The 18,921-nt window shown below is 69.9% G+C and carries 15 protein-coding genes; 3 read left to right on the forward strand and 12 right to left on the reverse strand.

The features are described 5' to 3' along the window. Positions 1–2: 2 nt before the first annotated feature. Both ABTW65_RS21710 and ligA read right to left on the reverse strand, forming a co-directional pair. Positions 3–2,270 carry a glycosyltransferase family 2 protein gene (locus ABTW65_RS21710; RefSeq protein WP_350663925.1) on the reverse strand — a complete coding sequence of 756 codons (2,268 nt, stop codon included), beginning with the start codon at positions 2,268–2,270 and terminating at the stop codon, positions 3–5. A 25-nt stretch (positions 2,271–2,295) separates the two neighbouring features. Continuing rightward, positions 2,296–4,401 carry an NAD-dependent DNA ligase LigA gene (gene ligA, locus ABTW65_RS21715; RefSeq protein ID WP_350663927.1) on the reverse strand — a complete coding sequence of 702 codons (2,106 nt, stop codon included), beginning with the start codon at positions 4,399–4,401 and terminating at the stop codon, positions 2,296–2,298. Positions 4,402–4,643: 242 nt separating this feature from the next. Between ligA and ABTW65_RS21720 the strand changes: the two genes are divergently transcribed. Beyond that, on the forward strand, positions 4,644–6,119 hold the full coding sequence (locus ABTW65_RS21720; RefSeq protein ID WP_350663929.1) for a hypothetical protein: 1,476 nt from the start codon (positions 4,644–4,646) through the stop codon (positions 6,117–6,119). A 6-nt stretch (positions 6,120–6,125) separates the two neighbouring features. On the opposite strand, the gene ABTW65_RS21725 is transcribed toward ABTW65_RS21720, so the two are convergent. From ABTW65_RS21725 to ABTW65_RS21740, 4 genes are read right to left on the reverse strand one after another with little or no spacing between them, the layout of a single operon-like run. Then, the gene (locus ABTW65_RS21725) at positions 6,126–7,223 is read right to left on the reverse strand and encodes a hypothetical protein (protein WP_350663931.1); all 1,098 of its coding nucleotides are present in this window, start codon (positions 7,221–7,223) and stop codon (positions 6,126–6,128) included. 9 nt (positions 7,224–7,232) lie between these two features. Then, positions 7,233–8,231: a uroporphyrinogen decarboxylase/cobalamine-independent methonine synthase family protein gene (locus ABTW65_RS21730; protein ID WP_350663933.1), complete on the reverse strand. Its 999-nt coding sequence runs from the start codon at positions 8,229–8,231 to the stop codon at positions 7,233–7,235. Further along, positions 8,228–9,328: a tRNA 2-thiouridine(34) synthase MnmA gene (mnmA, locus tag ABTW65_RS21735; RefSeq protein ID WP_350663935.1), complete on the reverse strand. Its 1,101-nt coding sequence runs from the start codon at positions 9,326–9,328 to the stop codon at positions 8,228–8,230. The genes ABTW65_RS21730 and mnmA overlap by 4 nt, the downstream gene beginning before the upstream one ends. Next, positions 9,325–10,518: a cysteine desulfurase family protein gene (locus tag ABTW65_RS21740; protein ID WP_350663937.1), complete on the reverse strand. Its 1,194-nt coding sequence runs from the start codon at positions 10,516–10,518 to the stop codon at positions 9,325–9,327. The genes mnmA and ABTW65_RS21740 overlap by 4 nt, the downstream gene beginning before the upstream one ends. Before the next feature lie 109 nt (positions 10,519–10,627). Here ABTW65_RS21740 and ppk2 point away from each other — a divergent pair, with 109 nt between their 5' ends. Continuing rightward, positions 10,628–11,518, forward strand: a complete 891-nt coding sequence (ppk2, locus tag ABTW65_RS21745; RefSeq protein WP_350663939.1) for a polyphosphate kinase 2 — start codon at positions 10,628–10,630, stop codon at positions 11,516–11,518. A 4-nt stretch (positions 11,519–11,522) separates the two neighbouring features. Here the strand turns inward: ppk2 and ABTW65_RS21750 are convergent, their stop codons facing one another. From ABTW65_RS21750 to ABTW65_RS21760, 3 genes are all read right to left on the reverse strand, one after another. Next, on the reverse strand, positions 11,523–12,017 hold the full coding sequence (locus tag ABTW65_RS21750; protein ID WP_502890648.1) for a phosphotransferase: 495 nt from the start codon (positions 12,015–12,017) through the stop codon (positions 11,523–11,525). A 172-nt stretch (positions 12,018–12,189) separates the two neighbouring features. Then, positions 12,190–12,339, reverse strand: coding sequence for a hypothetical protein (locus ABTW65_RS21755; RefSeq protein ID WP_350663942.1), 150 nt, complete (start codon positions 12,337–12,339; stop codon positions 12,190–12,192). A 654-nt stretch (positions 12,340–12,993) separates the two neighbouring features. After that, positions 12,994–14,268 carry an HNH endonuclease signature motif containing protein gene (locus ABTW65_RS21760; RefSeq protein ID WP_350663944.1) on the reverse strand — a complete coding sequence of 425 codons (1,275 nt, stop codon included), beginning with the start codon at positions 14,266–14,268 and terminating at the stop codon, positions 12,994–12,996. A gap of 451 nt (positions 14,269–14,719) precedes the next feature. Here ABTW65_RS21760 and ABTW65_RS21765 point away from each other — a divergent pair, with 451 nt between their 5' ends. After that, entirely contained in the window at positions 14,720–15,259 is a 540-nt protein-coding gene (locus tag ABTW65_RS21765) for a GNAT family N-acetyltransferase (protein WP_350663947.1), read from the forward strand. Between the two features lie 12 nt (positions 15,260–15,271). Here the strand turns inward: ABTW65_RS21765 and ABTW65_RS21770 are convergent, their stop codons facing one another. Genes ABTW65_RS21770 through obgE form a run of 3 tightly spaced genes read right to left on the reverse strand, consistent with a single transcriptional unit; the run spans position 15,272 to position 18,902 of the window. Continuing rightward, the gene (locus ABTW65_RS21770) at positions 15,272–16,246 is read right to left on the reverse strand and encodes an endonuclease/exonuclease/phosphatase family protein (RefSeq protein ID WP_350663949.1); all 975 of its coding nucleotides are present in this window, start codon (positions 16,244–16,246) and stop codon (positions 15,272–15,274) included. Then, positions 16,243–17,355: a glutamate 5-kinase gene (gene proB / locus ABTW65_RS21775; protein ID WP_350663951.1), complete on the reverse strand. Its 1,113-nt coding sequence runs from the start codon at positions 17,353–17,355 to the stop codon at positions 16,243–16,245. Before proB ends, ABTW65_RS21770 begins: the two co-directional genes overlap by 4 nt. After that, the gene (gene obgE / locus ABTW65_RS21780; RefSeq protein WP_350663953.1) at positions 17,352–18,902 is read right to left on the reverse strand and encodes a GTPase ObgE; all 1,551 of its coding nucleotides are present in this window, start codon (positions 18,900–18,902) and stop codon (positions 17,352–17,354) included. Before obgE ends, proB begins: the two co-directional genes overlap by 4 nt. Between the last annotated feature and the right edge of the window lie 19 nt (positions 18,903–18,921).

Genomic DNA, 18,921 nt, shown 5'->3' on the forward strand with positions numbered 1-18,921 from the left:
GCCTAGGACGTCTTGTTCGGGCCGCCGCCGTTGGACGGCTTGCCGGTCGGCCTGCCTCCGGTGCTGGGCCGGGTGGACGGGGCCTGGGTCGGGTCGGCTGCCTGGGTGGGGTCGGTGGTCGGATTGGGCTCGGCGGCCTGAGTCGGCCGGTCGCTGGGCGTGGTGGTGGCCTGGGTCGGCGTGTCTCCCTGCGTCGGGGAGGGGTCGGCGGTCGACGCCGGAGTCGGGCTCGGCGAAGGAACCGGCTTGTCCTTCGCGGCGTCGCGAGCCTTCTTCTCCAGCGCACCATGGACGTCGCCGACCTCGGGTACGTCCGGGCTGCCCACCGGCGCCGCGAGCGCGACCAGCCCGGCCAGCATCACCGAACTGAAGGCCAGCACCAGTCCGCCGCGCCGAGCAGCAGGCGCGGCGACCGCGCTCCATGCCCAGATCCGCTCGCGACGGCGTCGCAGGTCGGCAGGCAGGTCGCTGTGGATCGCCGCCCAGCTGTTGATCGGAGCCAGCGCGTAGCCGATCCCCTGGAAGCCGAGCAGCGCCGCGATGGCGAGCCCGGTCGCCCCGCCGCTCACCCCGACCATGACCGCCATGGCCAGGCAGACGGCCGCGGCGAAGGTCTCCACCAGGTTGCCCCGCACCACGTCCCGCACCCGCGGCTGCCCCTTGATCTTCGGCGTACGCAGGAACGTGCCCTCACGCGAGACCAACCCGAGCCAGGAGGCCCGCGCGACGGTGACCCCGAGCGCCAGCCACAGCCCGAAGGCACCGAGCGCGTCGCGCCAAGAGGCCCCGCTGCGCAGGCGGACCAACGCGATCGAGCGGGCCGCGCCGAAGAGCACGAGCGCGACGGTGGCGAACAGGAGGAGGCCCGAGAGGCGGCGTACGACCAGTCCCCCACCCAGCATCAGGTCGAGTGCGCCGGAGATCAGGAAGAAGGTGAACAGGGCGCCGGCGAGGTCGCCGAACCACTGCAGCCCGCCGATGAGGTAGGCCCAGCGCTGCGACAGGGTCATCTGGTTCTCCTCGGTGCGACGTCCGGGGAGCAGCGAGCGCCAGTGCATGCGCAGGATCTGGATGCCGCCGAAGCACCACCGGAACCGCTGCTTCTTGAGCGTCTCGAAGGTCAGCGGCATCACGCCGTGGCCGTAGGAGCGGTCGACGTGCATGCCGTTGTAGCCCATCTTCAGCAGCCGCAGCGACAGCTCGGCGTCCTCGGTGATGCACCACTCGTCCCAGCCGCCGGACCGGATCAGGGCCGAGGCCCGGATCAGTCCCATGGTGCCGCCGAAGATGGCGCCGTTGCGCTCGTTGCGGGACACCTGGCTGACGTCGAAGAAGTAGCCGTAGGAGTGGTAGAGCCTGCGGAAGTACGCCGAGACATCCCAGTCCCGGTAGTCCTGCGGCGTCTGCACGAACGCCACCGACTCGTCGCTGAAGAGCGGGGCGTTGTGGGCCAGGAAGTCACGGGCGACGTGGTAGTCGGCGTCGACGATCCCGACGACCTCAGTGCGCGGGTTCATCCGGGTCAGCGCGTAGTTGAGCGCCCCGGACTTGAACCCCGGCCAGTTGGCGAGGTGGATGAAGGTGACCCCGTCGTACTGCTCGCAGAAGTCCTGCACCGGCCGCCACAGCGCGGGATCGTCGGTGTTGTTGTCGATGACCAGGATCTCGTACGCGTCGTAGTCCAGCTCGAGCATCCGCTGGAGCGTCTCGATGACCATCTCAGGCGGCTCGTTGTGGGTCGGGACGTGCAGGCTCACGAAGGGCCGGCCCCAGCCGGGGTGGTGCTCGCCGCGCACCGGCCAGCCACGCCAGCGGCGCCGGGCGAGCACGTCGACCATCTCCCACAGGTAGCCCACGCCGATGACGAAGACGAAGACCTCCAGCAGCCACAGCAGGCTCGACAGCGTCGTCGTCCACGCGCCGGGGTGGATCGTGACCGTCCACAGCCCCACATAGGTCAGGTAGAGCAGACCCACGTCGATGGTGAGCGCCCAGCCGACCAGACCGCGTACGTCCCAGTCCCGCGCCGCGGGCAGCCAGGCCAGCAGCGAGGCACCGAGGGCGACGCCGCCGATCGCGGCCCGGGTGACGTCCTGGCCGAGCAGCAGGCCGACCCCGAGGGCGGCCGCCGCGGTGACGGTCGCCGCGAGGATCGCCGTGGCCGCGGAGAGCGAGCCCGAGCGGGGCGTACGGATGGTGAACAGCAGCACGGTCGCCGGGACCAGCAGGACCGCGGCGACCGTGAGAAGTGGGGGAAGGGCGTCGAGCACGGCCCCACACTATGGGGGGTATTTCCTAGCCGAGTCCAGCGGGTCCGGCCTCCAGCAGGACCTTGAACGCCGCCTCGTCGAGGATCGGCAGGCCCAGCTCCTCGGCCTTCGCGGCCTTGGAGCCGGCGTTGTCGCCGACCACGACGTAGTCGGTCTTCTTGGAGACCGAGCCCGCGGCCTTGCCGCCGCGGCTGATGATCGCCTCCTTGGCGCCGTCGCGGGAGAAGTCCTCCAGCGACCCGGTGACGACGATGGTCAGGCCCTCGAGGGTCCGCGCCACCGACTCGTCGCGCTCGTCGGCGAGGGAGACCCCTGCCGTACGCCACTTCTCCACGATCTCCTGGTGCCAGTCGACCTGGCGCCACTCGACGATGGCCTCGGCGATGATCCCGCCGACCCCCTCGGTGGCGGCCAACTCCTCCTGGGAGGCGGCCCAGACGGCGTCCAGCGAGCCGAACTCGGTGGCGAGCGCCCGGGCCGCAGACGGGCCGACGTGGCGGATGGACAGCGCGACCAGCACCCGCCACAGCGGGACCTGCTTGCGCTCCTCGAGGTTGCGCAGCAGACCGAGCGCGTTGGCGTTGAGCACGCGGTCGCCGGCCCCGGCCTCCTTCTCGGCCTTCTTCGCGGCACGGGTGAAGAACGCGGTGGTGCCGAGCTTGGCCTCGTCGAGCGAGAAGATGTCGCCCTCGTTGGTGATCACCTCGGCGGCCAGCAGTGCGTCCGCCGCTTCGTAGCCCATCCCCTCGATGTCGAAGGCACCGCGTCCGGAGGCGAAGAAGACCCGCTCGCGCACCTGCGCCGGACAGCCGCGGTGGTTGGGGCAGCGCAGGTCCTTGTCGCCCTCCTTCTGCTCGGCGAGCGTGGTGCCGCACGCGGGACACTCGGTCGGCATCACCCACTCCGGCAGCCCCTCGGGTCGCAGCGGCAGCACCGGGCCGAGGATCTCCGGGATCACGTCGCCGGCCTTGCGGAGAATGATCGTGTCGCCGGGGCGTACGTCCTTCCGCTTCACCTCGTGGGCGTTGTGCAGCGTCGCGCGCTCGACGGTCGAGCCGGCGACCTTGGTCGGCTCCATGACGCCGAAGGGCGTGACCCGGCCGGTGCGGCCCACGCCGACGTCGATGGCGAGCAGCTTGGCGTTGACCTCCTCCGGCGGGTACTTGTAGGCGATCGCCCACCGTGGCGCGCGGCTGGTCGAGCCGAGACGGCGCTGCAGCGAGATCGCGTCGACCTTGATCACGACACCGTCGATCTCGTGCTCGGTGACGTCGTGGCGGTGCTCGCCGAAGTAGCTGATGAACTCCTCGACCTCCGCGAGGGTCTTGAGCACCTTGACCCGCTTGGAGGTGGGCAGCCCCCAGGCCTTCAGGGCGTCGTACGCATGCGACTGAGCGACCGGCTGGAAGCCCTGCCGGGCGCCGATGCCGTGGCAGACCATCCCGAGCTCGCGGGTCGCGGTCACCCGCGGGTCCTTCTGGCGCAGCGACCCGGCGGCGGAGTTGCGCGGGTTGGCGAACATCGGCTTGCCCGCGTCGACCAGGGAGGCGTTGAGCTTGTCGAAGGCCTCGATCGACAAGAAGACCTCGCCGCGCACCTCGACCAGGTCGGGCACCGGGAACTCGTCGGTGCCGGTGAGCCGGTGCGGGATGGACTTGATGGTGCGTACGTTCGGGGTGACGTCCTCACCCGTGCGGCCGTCGCCGCGGGTCAGCGCCCGGACCAAGCGGCCCTTCTCGTAGAGCAGGTTGATGGCGAGCCCGTCGACCTTGAGCTCGCACAGCAGCTCGGCCTGACCGGCGCCGTCCTTCGCGATCCGGGCGTGCCAGCCGGCCAGCTCGTCGAAGGAGAAGACGTTGTCGAGCGACTCCATCCGCTGCAGGTGGTCGACCGCGGTGAACTCCGTCGAGAACGTGCCACCGACCTTCTGGGTCGGCGAGTCGGGCGTCCGCAGCTCGGGGAACTGCTCCTCGAGCTCGTTGATCCGGCGCCACTTCTGGTCGAAGTCGGCGTCGGAGAGCGTCGGATCGTCGAGCACGTAGTAGCGGTAGCGAGCGTCCTCGATCTGCTCGGCGAGCTCCTGGTGCTCGTTCTTGTGCTCAGGGGCCGCGTCGGTCACGTCATCGTTCACGGGCACCATCTTGCCTGGTCCCGCCGACAATTTCCGACCGCATACCCACCCAGGCGTTTTCGGCGTTTCATCGACCCAAACGACACTCAACCCCCTCAATATCGACGCAACCCATCAACACCTGGGTGACGCGGGTCACGACGGAGGGTAAAGAGGGCTACTTTCCTCCCCCGTCGGGAGAGGCGGGCCGACACCAACCCCCAAGTGACCGCCTTGTGAGGTCTGCAGTGGTATCTCGGGTCGTGGTGACGCTGCTGGCGGCGCTCGCGCTTCTGCTGGCTCCGGTCGGTGCTTCGTACGCGCTCGGGCTGGGCAGCGCCTTCTCCGACGCCGAGGTCGAGGTGTCGATCGTCGAGCAGTCCAAGGACGGCGTGGTCCTCAGTGTCCACGGCACCGACTACACCGGCAAGGATCCGGGCATCGAGATCGCGCTCAACCCGGTCGGCTACCGCGGATCGGGCACGAGGAGCACCTTCGTCAAGTCAGTCGTGATCAACCCCGACGACCCCGACGACTGGACCTACGCCTTCACCCTCGACGCCGCACAGGTCGCCGAGCTCGACCCCGACACCGACTACCAGATCATGACGATGCGTGGCGGTGGGCGCGATCTCTACGACTCTGCCGATTCGCGGGCGGTGGGTGTCCCCTTCGACTTCGATGCGCTCACTCAGCCCAGCAGCTCACCGACTCCGGAGGAGCCTTCGGACGACACCGGGTCCTCGGACGGCTCGGGCTCGGGCACGGGCACGGGCTCCGGTGGCGGTACGTCCTCAGGTCGACCCGCAGGTGGTGACTCCGGCGACGGCGCCGAGGCCGGCTCCGGTGAGAAGCCGAGGAAGAAGGCGACCAAGAAGCCGTGGACCGCGCCCGAGGAGCCGCCGACGGCCAAGGGTCTGAGCCTGACCGGGCTCGACGACGCCTCCGTGGACGCGGAGGACGTGATCCGCGCTCAGGCCTCCGGATTCAAGCCCAACGAGACCGGCATCAGGGTCGTCGTCTACTCGACCCCGCTGGTCCTCTCGACCAGCGTCAAGGCCAACGGTCACGGCGTCGCGAAGTGGTCCGGCCGGCTTCCCAAGGACATCGGCCTCGGCAAGCACACCCTCACCTTCCAGGGCTCGGTGAACCGCGGGGTCTCGTTCGTCGTGACCGGCACCCCGAGCGACGGCGAGTGCGCCCAGGGCGGCTGCGCCCCTAAGACAGAGGCCGTCAAGCTGGCGGCGCCGGCCGAGGAGGGCGGCGTCGGCCCGCTGACCTGGATCATCGTCGCCTCGATGATCGTCCTCGCCCTCGTGGCCAGTGCCGTCGCCATGCTCGCCGGTCGCCGCAAGCGCGACGCGGAGTGGGACGAGCCGAGCTATGCCCAGGCACCGCGGTATCCCTCGGACCCGCGGCAGGCATCGGGGCCCTACCCGGCCCACCCGCGCCAGCAGACTCAGTCGCGGCCCGAGCCTCCGCTCCCGCGCCGGCTCCCCGAGGACCAGCAGCCGGTCCGGCACCAGCCGGGTCCCCGTCAGCCGGGTCCGCGGCAGCCTGCTCCGCGTCAGCCGAGCCACCGTCAACCGGCCCTCCAGCACCTGGAACCGCAGCACGCGGCTCCCCCGCAGCCTGCCCATCGCCAGCCGCGGCCGCCGGAGTCGTTCGCTCCGCCGAGCCAGCGGGGCCAGGTCTATGACAGCCCTGCCTACGAGGGCCAGCGGATCGCCGGACGCTGAGCGCGGTCAGCCGACCAGCGACTCACCCCGGCGGGCGGTCTCGGCCGCAACCGTCGGCCACAGGGTCTCCAGTGCCACCTCGAGCCCGGTCAGGACCGGGTCGAGGTCGTCGCCGGGGAACGGCGCGGGCGCCTGCTGGCGTACGACCGCACAGAAGGCGGGGAGGTCCCCCTCCTTCTGGTGACAGCGGACGGTCTCGGCCGAACCGTCGGTCCAGCCGTCGTAGCCGTCGCTGTCGCCCTTGGAGCAGGTGAGCGTCTTGGGGCACTTCCGCTGCCCGGCGGGCAGGTTCGGGGCATGGACCGCGGTGACGGTACCGCCGCCGGCGGTGGTGCCGACGACGCCGAAGGCGCCCTTGCCGTAGTCCGAGACGTCGGCCTTCTTGAACGAGTCGATGTCGGCGTACGCCATGGTCTCGAGCAGCCCTGCCGCGATCGCCCCGGCGGTCAGCGCGACCTCGCCGGTGCCGTTGGCGCCATCCGAGGGAAAGCCGCTGACCTGCGCCTTCGTCATCTTCATGGTCGTCTTGGTGCCGAGGCGCGGGTCGGTGACCAGGGCGATGAGATCGTCCACGTTCACCTCGAGATCGAGCTTGCGGGGATCGCCGGTGACCTTCTCGCCGACGTAGGCGGCCCGGCGCTCCTCTCCCCCGGACGTGTGGGAGACCATCAGCTGACCGGGCGTGCCGTCGTCGGTCGCGAGGTCCCAGGCAACGGTGGCCGCGCCGGTCTCGGCCTTCACCTCGACACAGCCTGCCATCCCGTCGTGGCACCAGGTCGAGAGCAGGTCGTCATCGACCGGGCCTGCCTTGACCTCCAGCGAGTGGTCGTCTCCCCACAGGAGCACGGTGCCGACCTCGTCCTGCTCGAAGTAGAGGTCGCCGCCCTCGAAGGCCTCCGGCTCGACGAGCACGCGCTGGAGCGTGATCGCCGCGAGCGCCTCGGGCGTCGCGGGCTGGTTTCCGGGCCGCAGATCGGCCGGGTCAATGCTTGCTGCTTTCGTCGGCACGGGCTTCTCGTCCGCCTCGTCCGCTTGGCGCACCTCGTTGCCGCAGCCGACGAGCAGAAGTGTCGCGGCCAGAAGTGCCATCCCCCGTTTTTGCATGGGGGGAATCTACGCCAGGTGACGTGCACTTTCGGTGAGGATTCGCAGGACGGTGCGGGCCCATCGCCCATCGGCCCCGGCGAGGCCGCACGCGGGCGTCAGGACGATGTCGTTCGCAGTATCCAGCCCGAGCATGTCGAGCCAGCGCTCCACGGTCTCGGTGACCAACTTGTCGGTGGGTGCAGCGCCCGCCGGAGCGATCGAGGGAACCACGCCGAGCGCGACAGTGTCCCCCGCCTCCAGGGCCGTGGCCAGGTCGTCATGGTCGGCGGCGGTGAGCTGGGTCAGATCGACGCTGATCCCCTTCGCGCCGGCGTTGCGGAGCAGGTCCAGCGGGGTCCCGGGAGCGCACGAGTGCACCCACGGGATCGCGCCCTCCTCGGCGATCGCACCGAGCACCCACTCCAGCGCCTGGGAGGCCTCGGGGAGGTCGACGCTGCGGTGCTTGCCGAATCCGGAGGCGGTCGGCACCTGGGCGTTGAGCACAGCGCTCAGCGCCGGCTCGTCGATCTGGACGATCAAGGTCTCCGCGCCCGGGAGGCGGCGGCGTACGTCACGGATGTGGGTGCGTACGCCGTCGGCCAGCGCCTGCGCCAGGTCACGCCGGGCGCCGTGGTCGGCGAGCAGCTTGTCGCCGCGCGGCCGCTCGACGGTGGCGGCGAGGGTCCAGGGCCCAGCGACCTGGATCTTGAACGCACCACCGCCGGAGGTGAGCGGCGAGTCCTGGACCAGCTCCTCGACGGTGTCGAGGTCCTGGGCGAGCAGGCTGCGGGCGCGCCGGTGGTCGACCCCGGCGGAGCCGGAGGTGCCGGTCAGCCGCCAGCCCGCGGGCTGCAGGTCGGCGTCGAGCCCCTCGAGGACCGCCAGCGCCCGGCCGGTCATGTTCGCGATCGCGCCGCGCGCGGGCAGCTCGGGCAGGTGCGGCAGGTCGGTGAGCTCGCCGAGGACGACGCGGCAGGCCTCTGCGTAGTCCTCACCAGGCAGCGACCCGACTCCGGTAGCCCTCACGCGAGAGCCACCCGGCGGGTCGTGGAGATGGTGACCGAGCCGACGACGCGGGTGCCTTCGTAGATAACCGCGGCCTGGCCCGGCGCGATGCCGTAGGCGGGGTCGAGCAGCTCGATCTCGGCTCCCTCGGGGACCACGGTCACCCGGGCCCGGTGCTCGTCGCCGTGCGCGCGCAGCTGCACGGTGCCCTCGAGGACACCCTCGGGCGCGCGTCCGGCCCACCGCGGCCGGATCCCGGAGAGCCCGTCGACGGCCAGGTGCTCCCTGGGCCCGACGGTGACGGTGCCGGAGACCGGCTCGATGTCGAGCACGAACCGTGGCTTACCGTCCGGCGCGGGCTTGCCGAGGCGGAGGCCCTTGCGCTGCCCGATCGTGTAGGCGTACGTCCCCTGGTGCTCGCCCAGGACCTCACCCGTCTCGTCGACGATGGGCCCGGACTCGTTGGGCGCCCGGTCGCCGAGCTTCTCGCGCAGCCAGCCGGCGTTGTCGCCGTCGGCGACGAAGCAGATGTCGTGGGAGTCGGGCTTGTCGGCGACGAGCAGGCCACGGCGAGCGGCCTCCTCACGCACCAGTGGCTTGGGGGTGTCACCGAGCGGGAACAGCGAGTGCTCGAGCTGGGCCTGGTCGAGCACGCCGAGCACGTAGGACTGGTCCTTGCCGGCGTCGACGGCGCGGTGCAGCTCGACGAGCCCGTCGGCCCCGGTGCGAAGCGTCGCGTAGTGGCCGGTCGCGACCGCGTCGAAGCCGAGCGCGAGCGCCCGGTCCAGCACGGCGGCGAACTTGATCTTCTCGTTGCAGCGCAGGCAGGGATTGGGGGTGCGCCCCTCGGCGTACTCCGACATGAAGTCCTCGACCACGTCCTCGTGGAAGCGGTCGGAGAGGTCCCAGACGTAGAACGGGATGCCGATCACGTCGGCGGCACGGCGGGCGTCGTTGGAGTCCTCGATCGTGCAGCACCCACGGGCGCCGGTGCGGTAGGACGCCGGGTTACGCGAGAGCGCCAGGTGGACGCCGGTGACGTCGTAACCGGCCTCCTTCGCGCGGGCGGCGGCGACGGCGGAGTCCACTCCCCCGGACATGGCGGCGACCACTCTCATCGCTGCAACCCCGCAGCCCGGCCGCGCTCGACCGCCGGCCCGATGGCCGCGACCAGCCGGTCCACGTCCTCGGTCGTCGTGGTGTGCCCGAGCGAGAAGCGCAATGAAGAGCGCGCCTGCTCGTCCGACTGGCCCATGGCCAGGAGCACGTGAGAGGCCTGAGGTACGCCAGCCGAGCAGGCCGCACCGGTCGAGCACTCGACCCCGGCGGCGTCGAGCAGCATCAGCAGCGAGTCGCCCTCGCACCCGGGGAACGCGATCTGGGCATTGTTGGGCAGCCGGTGGCGGCCGAGCGGCGCCAGGGCCGGGCCGTTGAGGTGGGAGTCCGGCACGACCGCCAGCACCTGCTCGACCAGCTGGTCGCGCAGCGCACCGACCCTGGTCGCGTACGCCTCCTGCTCCTTGACCGCGAGCTCGACGGCGGCCGCGAAGCCGACGATGGCCGCGGTCGCGTGGGTGCCGCTGCGTACGTCGCGCTCCTGGCCTCCGCCATGGACGAGCGCGGTCAGCTCGAGCTCGCGGCGCACGACGAGCGCCCCCGCGCCCACCGGGCCGCCGAGCTTGTGGCCGGTCAGGGAGAGCGCGTCGACGCCGCTGGTCGCGAAGTCGACCGGCACCGCGCCGACCGCCTGGACGGCGTCGGAGTGGACCGGGATCCCGTGTTCGGCGGCGATCGCGGCGATATCGGCGACGGGCTGCAGCGTGCCGACCTCGTTGTTGGCCCACATCACCGAGATGAGCGCGACCGAGGCGGGGTCGCGCTCGATGGCCTCCTTCATCGCGGCGAGGTCGATGCGGCCGGTCGCGTCGCACGGGATCAGCTCGACCTGCGCGCCCTCGGTCGACTCCAGCCAGTGCAGCGGGTCGAGCACGGCGTGGTGCTCGACGGTGGAGGCCAGGATTCGGGTGCGAGCAGGGTCCTGCCCGCGGCGCGCCCAGAAGGCACCCTTGAGCGCCAGGTTGTCGGCCTCGGTCCCACCGGAGGTGAAGACGACCTCCCCCGGCCGGGACCCGAGCGCCGCGGCGATCCGTTCTCGGGACTCCTCCAGCACCCGGCGCGCACGGCGCCCCGATGCGTGCAGCGAGCTCGCATTGCCGACCAGCGCCAGCTCCGCGGTCATCGCCTCGATCGCCGCCGAGGCCATGGGCGTGGTGGCGGCGTGGTCCAGATAGACGGTCCGGGGGTTCATCGTCTACCAAGGGTACGGCGCACCCGGCGTGCGCCACGAACCGCCGCCGACGGTCCGGGCGAGCTGCGTACGCAACCTGACGTTCACCTCTGATCCCTAGGTTCGTGCCATGTCCCAGGGATTCCGTGAATACATCGACAACCTGATCACCGAGGGTCACACGATCGGCGAGGATCACGATGACGACCCGGTGCTCCTGGACCCGGCCGGCAGGGCCGTTGACACCTGGCGCGAGAACTATCCCTACGCCGAGCGGATCGCCCGCGAGGTCTACGACGAGCAGAAGTACCTTCTCCAGGTCGAGCTGCTGAAGTTCCAGCGCTGGAACGACCTTGTCGGCGGCAAGCACGTGCTGATCTTCGAAGGCCGGGACGCGGCCGGCAAGGGCGGCACGATCAAGCGGTTCATGGAGCACCTCAACCCCCGCTACGCCCGCACGGTCGCGCTGTCCAAGCCGTCGGACCGTGAGTCGCAGCAGTGGTTCTTCCAGCGGTACGTCCAACACCTGCCCACCGCCGGTGAGATGGTCCTCTTCGACCGCTCCTGGTACAACCGCGCCGGAGTCGAGCGGGTCATGGGCTTCGCCTCCGACGACCAGTACGAGCAGTTCATGCACCAAGTGCCGCTCTTCGAGCAGATGCTCGTCGACTCCGGCATCACGCTCACGAAGTTCTGGTTCTCGGTAGGACGCTCGGAGCAGCGGACCCGGTTCATCATCCGCCAGATCGACCCGGTACGGCAGTGGAAGCTCTCCCCCATCGACGTACAGTCGCTGGACAAGTGGGACTCCTACACCGCCGCCAAGGAGGAGATGTTCCGCCGCACCGACACCGACCAGGCACCCTGGACCACGATCCGCTCCAACGACAAGAAGCGCGCCCGCCTCAACGCGATGCGCTACTTCCTCGCCAACCACGACTACGACGAGAAGGACGCCGACGTAGTCGGCACCCCCGACCCCCTCATCGTCCAGCGCGGGATCGACGCCGTCGGCGACTGAAGGATCAGCCAGGCCACGAGATGCGCCCCAGCTGCGCCTCGATGCTGTCGTCGAGCGCGCCGGCGTCATCCTGCGCCAACGGAAGAACCGACTCGTACGCCGCGACGAACGCTTTGCGCACATCGGCCGGTGTCGGGCGCCAGTCGCGGTAGCGCGTCCCGAGCAGGACTGCGGCCTGAGCGAGGTCGTCCACCCGGCGCCGGTACGTGGTCTCCTCCAGATCCAGGACCGCCGCGATCCTCCCCCGCGCCCAGAGGATGTTGGCCGACCTGAAGTCGTTGCCGACCAACTGGGCGCCCGGTGCCGGCGGCTCGTCGGTGGGGACCCGCTCCGGGTACTCGGCCATCGCAGCGTGCACCCTCGCGACCATCTCGCCCGCAGCCCCGACCTGGACGGGATCGGTGATGTCCAACAGCTCACCATCGACAACCCGCTGAAGCCCGAGCGAGAACCCATCGACCTCCACCTGGACCCTGCCGTCCCGAGCCGCCTGCGGCATCGACACAGGTATCCACGCTCCCCCAGCCACACCGTGAGTCGTGCGATCGCCTCCAAGCGCGCAAACACGCGTGGCCGCATCGACCACTTGGCGATCATCCGACAGCCGTCGACGGTGATCCACGCCAGACAGTTGGAGTCGCTGATCACCAGCCGTTCACAGGCCGCCACCTTCAGTCCCCAGTGCGCGGCCAGTACCCGGTCACCCAGTCCGTCGCCTCGGCCGCAGTGGCGAAGCCGAACCGCTCGGTCAGCGCAGCGCCTGGATCGGCTGACTCCCAGAGCATGCTGATCGCCGCCGTCAGCGCTTCGGCTTCGGTCATGGGTCGCAGTCAAGCAGGTGGGGTGTGGGCGTTGTTGGGTGTTGCGTGGTACTCGATCTCGAATGCTGATGGCCGCCGACCCTTTCGGGGAGGGTGTTCTCAACGGCTCCCGGAGTAAAGGACGGCCTTCGGCCGCCGGCTTCGCCGGTCGCCTTCGGCGATCATCTCGACAAGCTCGATACATCGCCTTGACACCGGGACCCGCCGAGAATTTTGGCTGTATATCGGGTCGGCGGCGAGGGTGTGGCGCAGCGGATTCAGTTGCGTACGGGTTTGGGATCCGTGGCCGGTCGCGCGACCGAGCGGACCATGGCTCGTCGATGCCTACGGCAGTGGGCGGGACCTTGTGAACCGTTCACAAGCGAGCCGTCGCTCTGATCGGGTCGAGTCCGGCGCTGGCGGGGTCATGAGTTCCCACTGATCCGGAGGGTCCCCACGGACGTGAAGGTTCCCCATCCTCCGGAGCGTGGGGAACCTCCACCGCAGTGGGGACGTGTCCCCGCCAGCAGGGAACGGCGAGCGTGGAGTCGAGAGTTGGCCGGAACGCTCGTTGGACACCGGGACGGACGGCTTCAGCGAAGGCTGAGCCCGTCGGCCGTGGGGTTGTCTGGCCCGACGGGCGGGGCCTGGTGGAGTGACTCCTCGCCCAGCCGGTTAGGGGCGGCGGGTGAACCGGATGGTGCCGTCGGGTAGTCGCTCATGGACGTACCCAGCGTTGTGTGCCAGGCGGTGATGATGCGGGCACAGCAATGCCCCGTCCTTCAGGTTGGTCTTCCCGCCTGTGGCCCAGGGTTCTAGATGGTGGGCATCGCACCATTCCGGTGGCATGTCGCAGCCCTCGGCTTGGCAGCACTTCTGCTGCAACCGGAGCGCCTTGCGTTGGATGGGCTGGAAGAACCTGCTGCCTCGGCCGGCGTCGAGGACTTCGGTGTCTCCGCCGAGGACCCAGGGGATGATGGTGGCGTTGCAGGCCATCCGCCGGGCTTCCGCTGCCGAGATGGTGGTGCCGTTGGTCTCGTCGTAACCCAGGGTCGCGATGCCGAGGTCCTTGCGGAGCTCCTCGAGGCTGATGACCACGTTGATGGTCGTCGCATCACCGCCGTGGCGAGGAAGCGCGGCGGGGTCGATGGTCTCGAGGAGCCGGGCGAAGCCCTGGCCCATCAGTCGCTCCCACGGCGGCAGCGGGGCACCCTTGGCGACGAGCTGCTGTTTGCGGGGCTGGGCATAGGCCTCCACCAGTCGCTTAAACCTCATCCCGACCGAGGTCGGCAACACTCCGTCGAAGCCGACGGTGCCGTCGTGGTTGTCCCACACCCTCAGCGCGGTCTTCTGCTGGGCACGTTCTTCCTCAGCCAACAACGCCTTTGCCTCGGCGTCCTCGAACCGAACCGGGTCGACCTCGGCCAAGATCCGTTCCCCGACGATGCGGAGCTCGTTGGCGGTCAGGCGGGTGGCGTAGTCGACCAGCAGCTTCTCAGCCAACACCAGGTCCTCAGCACTGGCTACCGGGTCGGTCTCGATCTTGTCGAGCGCCTTGGTGATTACCCTCGCCTTGTCCTGGGACACAACACCCTCAGCAAGGCCGGCAGCGACGAGCTCGTACTTCGCGACACTGGCCGCGAATTTGATCTGGGACCGGGCCACGCCCTTGTCGACCAGCAACTCAGCACGCATCCACGCGGAGGCGTCCTTGGCGCCGGTCTCCTCAGCAATGTCGCCTGCCGTGGCGAGCACCCGCAACTTCAATGCAGCCACCTTGGCCTGGATCTTCTCGAGCCGTTCCAGCCGGTCCTTCTTCTGCCTGGTGCGCCAATAGGCAGGGTCTCTGGTCAACAGCTTGTCGAGGGAGGATTCGATGGCACTCATCTCCGCATCGATCGCATCATCGGGGTTGGCGCCCCACGGGTTGATGTCGCGTTCGAGACTCATCGCGTCCCTCCCTTCAGAGGTGTGTTGTGATGGGTCTGATTCTACGCTCCTCACACCTATCTGGCCACCTATTTATGCAGGTCAGAGGCAGTTTCGCGGTGAGCGAACGATCTCGCATCTGTGGATGGTAAGTGGCCCGTAGGGCCACCCTTCCGCCCCATTAACCTCACCTGTCTCAAGCAAGATCTCTCCGCGCCACACCCCGGCCGCCGCCCCGATAGCCAGCCAAATCTTTTCTCGATCTGGTCCGGAGTCCAGGACCGCCGAAGGCGGCCGGCGAAGCCGGCGCCCGAAGGGCGTCCTTGACGCCGGACCAGATCGAGAAGACCCTCCAGAAAGGGTCGGCGGCCCCACCCCAACCAAGAACCACGGCACCCGACGAACCGGGCCCACCACCCACGTACGCTAAAAGCCCCTGACCACCCCAAAATCCCAGCTACCGTCCAAAGCCATGAAACCCCTCGGCAACGTGCCCTGGCCCCCAGACCCGATAGTCACCGACCGTCTGATCCTCCGACAGACCAAGCCCGAGGACAGACCAGGATTGGTAGAGCTCCTCACGGACGAAACCGTGCAGGCGTACCTCGGCGGCCCACAGCACACCCGAGAAGAGCTGGAACAGCTGATCCCCGAGGATCCCAACACCAGGCCCGGAATCTTCGCCGTCGAGCACGCGGGCGAGTTCATCGGAAGGATCACGATCCAGCGGCGCGATCGGGCGTGGGCACACCACGTACGCGAGGAGGGGGACGAGGTCGAGCTCGGCTACGAGTTTCTGCCGGCATCGTGGGGCACAGGCATCGCGACGGAAGCCACCCAGGCAGCGCTCGGCTGGATCGAGAAGACGCTCCCGGGCGAGCCGGTCGTCCTCACCACCCAGGTGGCCAACGAACGCTCCCTGCGCCTGGCCCGGAGGCTCGGGTTCGTCGAGGTGGAACGGTTCCTCGGCTTCGGAGCCGAGCAGTGGTTCGGGGTGCTCAAGACCGGTTAGCCCGGCCGTGACTCACTCCGAGGGAGTGCCGAGGTAGGCGACCAGGGCCAGGTGGTCGGTGCCGGGCACCTCGACCGTCTCGGTCGCCAGCGCGACCAGGTCATCGCCGATCAAGACGTGGTCGATGGCGGTCGAAGGCGGAAGAGGTACGCCGGCGAACCCCTCGGTCGGCCAGGTGGGCTGCCAGCCGGCGTTGCTGGCCCGGGCGGCGTCCTGTACGTCAGCATCGTCGAGCAGCTGCCGGACCGTGTGGTGGTCGAGCGAGGCGTTCAGGTCGCCCAGGACGAGGTCGGGCTTCTCCGCGGCCGTCTCCTCGATCATCAGCTCCTGCTCGGCCGGCCACGATGCGAGCGTGGGCGGCGCCGGGTGCGCGACGACGACCCGCCACTCTCCAACGTCGGCGACCCACGATCCCATCGACGTCTCGATCCGACGCGACTTGGTGATCGGCTGGTCGGCGAAGAGCATCGTGCCCGTGGTGCCGGGCGCGGCCTCGCCGATCCGGTAGGGCAGCTGGTCGCGCAGGGTCCGCGACAGCTTCGCGAACGCCGCCGGGGTGATCTCCTGGATGGCGAGCACGTTGACCTTGTGCGCGCGCACCGCCTCGACCACCACGTCGGTGTCGCCCTTGCCCTCGAAGAGGTTGGTGGTCATCACCGTCAACGGCTCACCGGCGCTGGTCGCCCGGGATCCGGCGTACAGCGGCGCCTGCCAGGCCAGGTGCACCGCCAACAACAGCGCGACGACCCCGGCGACGACCCCGAGCCGGATCCGCCCGGGACCGGTAGCCAGCCAGACCAGCACCAGGATCGCGATCAGACACAGGGCGTACAACCCGACGCCGAAGGGCGCGAACGCCGCCAGGCGCACCGCCCGCAGGTCCGTGCTCGCCAGGGCCCGGGAGAAGGTGATCGCCAGCGCGGGCAGGCCACAGAGGACCAACACTCCCCACGCCAGCACCAGCGGCACCCACCGGGCTCTGTTCACAACACCACCAGGTCGTCGCGGTGGATGACCTCGCGAGCGTACGCAGCCCCGAGGTTGGCCTCGAGATAGCCGGAGGAACGCCCGGCCAGCCGCGGGATCTCGTCGGCGTCGTAGTTCACCAGGCCGCGCGCGACGGCCACACCCGACGGGTCGACGACGTCGACGGGGTCTCCGGCATGGAACGCCCCGGAGGAGCCGGTGACGCCCGCCGCGAGCAGAGAGGCACCGCGGCGACTGATCGCAGCGACCGCGCCGGCGTCGACGGTGATCGAGCCGACCGGCTCGGTGGCGTGCTGGAGCCACAGCAGCCGCGCCGGGCGCCGCTTGCCGACAGCATGGAACAGGGTGCCGACCGGCTCGCCCGCCAGCGCGGACTCAGCCTGGTCGGCTGAGGTCAGCACGACCGGGACACCGTCGTCGACAGCGATCCGGGCGGCTTCCAGCTTGGTCACCATGCCCCCGGTGCCGACTCCGGCGGCGCCGGCCTTGCCGATGGTCACCCCGGCGAGGTCGGCCAGCGAGGCGACCTCGTCGATCCGCTGCGAGCCGGGCTGGGACGGCGGCGCGTCGTAGAGCGCGTCGACGTCGCTGAGCAGCACCAGCAGGTCCGCCTTGACCAGGTGGGCCACCAGCGCTGCGAGCCGGTCGTTGTCGCCGAACCGGATCTCCGAGGTGGCCACGGTGTCGTTCTCGTTGACGATCGGGAGCACGCCCAGGTCGAGCAGCTTCGACAGCGTCGCGTCGGCATTGCGGTAGTGCGCCCGTCGGTTCAGGTCATCGACGGTGAGCAGCACCTGACCTGCGATGATGCCGTGCCGGGCGAGCTCGTCGGTGTAGCGGTGAACGAGCAGACCCTGCCCCACGCTCGCCGCTGCCTGCTGCTTGGCCAGCGCCCTCGGACGCTTGGCCAGCCCCAACGGCGACAGCCCGGCCGCGATCGCCCCGGAGGAGACCAGGACGACCTCCTGTCCGGCGGCCCGAGTCTTGGCGAGTACGTCGACCAGACCACTCACCCGGGCCGGGTCGATGCCGCCGGCCGCGGTCGTCAGTGACGAGGAACCGACCTTGACGACGATCCGCCGCGCGCCGGTGACCTGGACACGACTCACTCGGCCTCCTTGGCCTCGGGATCGTCCTCGGCCCAGTCGCTGTCCGGGTCGTCCTCCCCGCCGATCTCGTACGCCACCGGGCCGGCCCCGTCACGCAGCCGACGGGCGACGTCGGCGCGGGCTTCGTACTCTTCCTTGGTCTCCATCCCGGCGTCGATCTCGCGTCGCCGGGAGGCAGCGGGGCGCTCCTCGTAGAAGCGCTGGTCCTCGCCGCGGCGGCCGAGCATCTCGGCACCGGTGTCGATCGAGGGGCGGAAGTCGAAGACGACCGAGTTGGCCGGGTCGCCGATGATGACGGTGTCGCCCTCCTGGGCGCCGAGCTCGACCAGGCGCGTCTCGACGCCGAGCCGGTTGAGGCGGTCGGCGAGGTAGCCGACGGCCTCCTCGTTCTCGAAGTCGGTCTGCCGCACCCAGCGCTCGGGCTGCGGGCCGCGGACGAGGTATTCGCCGTTCTTCGACACCTTGACCGTGAAGCCGTTCTTGCCCTCCGCGCCCTCGGGTCGCAGCACGATCCGGGTCGGCGGGACCACGGGGACGTCCTTGCGGGCGGCGGCCACCAGCTCGGCCATCGCGTAGATCAGCTGCTGGGTGCCCTCACCGGAGGCGGCGGAGATCTCGAAGACCTTCATCCCGCGCTTCTCGAACTCGCCGACGGTCATCTCGGCGATCTCGCGGCCGTCCGGGACGTCGACCTTGTTCAAGGCGACCAGCCGGGGCCGGTCCTCGAGGCCGCCGTGGCGGGTGAGCTCGTTCTCGATGACGTCGAGGTCATCGATCGGGTTGCGGCCCGGCTCGATGCTCGCGGTGTCGATGACGTGGACGAGCGCGGCGCAGCGCTCGATGTGGCGCAGAAACTCGTGGCCGAGGCCGCGACCGTCGGCGGCACCCTCGATCAGGCCCGGCACGTCGGCGACGGTGAAGGTGATCTCGCCGCCCTTCACGACGCCGAGGTTGGGCACCAGGGTCGTGAACGGGTAGTCGGCGATCTTCGGCCTGGCTCGTGAGATCGCCGCGATCAGGGACGACTTGCCGGCGCTCGGGAACCCGACCAGTCCGATGTCGGCGACGACCTTGAGCTCGAGCCCGATCTCTCGCGCCTCGCCGGGCTCGCCGAGGAGCGCGAAGCCGGGAGCCTTGCGCTTGGAGGAGGCCAGTGCCGCGTTGCCGAGCCCGCCACGGCCGCCCTCGGCGATGACCAGCTCGGAGCCCGGGCCGACCAGGTCGGCGAGGACGTTGCCGTTCATGTCGGTCACCACGGTGCCGTCGGGGACGGAGAGCACCATGTCCTCGCCGTGGGCGCCGTTCTTGTGGTCACCGGCGCCCTGGCCACCGTTGGGGGCCTTGCGCTTGGGACTGTGGTGGTAGTCGATCAGGGTGGTCACGTCGGGGTCGACGCGCAGGATGATCGATCCGCCCGGGCCGCCGTTGCCGCCGTCGGGGCCTCCGAGCGGCTTGAACTTCTCACGGTGGACCGACGCCACCCCGTGTCCGCCGCGACCGGCCTCGACGTGGAGGGTGACGCGGTCGACGAAGGTGGGTACAGCCATGGCTCCAGCCTACCGACGG

The sequence above is a fragment of the Nocardioides sp. NPDC127503 genome (genome assembly GCF_040302165.1).
GTDB lineage: Bacteria > Actinomycetota > Actinomycetes > Propionibacteriales > Nocardioidaceae > Nocardioides.